The organism is Arthrobacter sp. 2RAF6 (genome assembly GCF_052115205.1).
GTDB lineage: Bacteria > Actinomycetota > Actinomycetes > Actinomycetales > Micrococcaceae > Arthrobacter.
The window spans coordinates 1-388 of the sequence record NZ_JBFRGF010000139.1; the positions used below are offsets into that span (position 1 = coordinate 1).

Genomic DNA, 388 nt, shown 5'->3' on the forward strand with positions numbered 1-388 from the left:
CGGTGGCGGTGACCAAGTGGGGCAACATCGTGCTGCACAAGCAGGATTCCCGGAGTTCGGCCGCCCTGGCCGGCGCCGTGTTCTCGGTCTACCCGAGCCGGGCCGATGCCCTGGCCGGCACCAACGCGATCAGCATCGGAGGTGCCAGCACCTGGACCACCGATGCCAGCGGGAACCTGGTGATCTCGGGCCTGCGCTACTCCAACTGGGCCAACGGGGCGACAGTGAACCCGGGCCAACCCGGCTACCAGTCCTACTGGCTGGTCGAGACCAAGGCCCCGACCGGGTACGCGCTCCTCGCCCAGCCGGTCGAAACCACGGTCACCAGCACCGACCCCTCCGCCGTGACGGTGACGATCGACAACGTCCTGGCCAACGCCGGATTCCA

The 388-nt window shown here is 68.6% G+C and carries 1 protein-coding gene; it reads left to right on the top strand.

Going from position 1 to position 388, the window contains the following annotated elements; genetic code table 11:
• A partial coding sequence (locus AB4Z38_RS25860) for a SpaH/EbpB family LPXTG-anchored major pilin (protein WP_441432356.1) occupies positions 1-388 on the top strand: 388 nt, incomplete at both ends.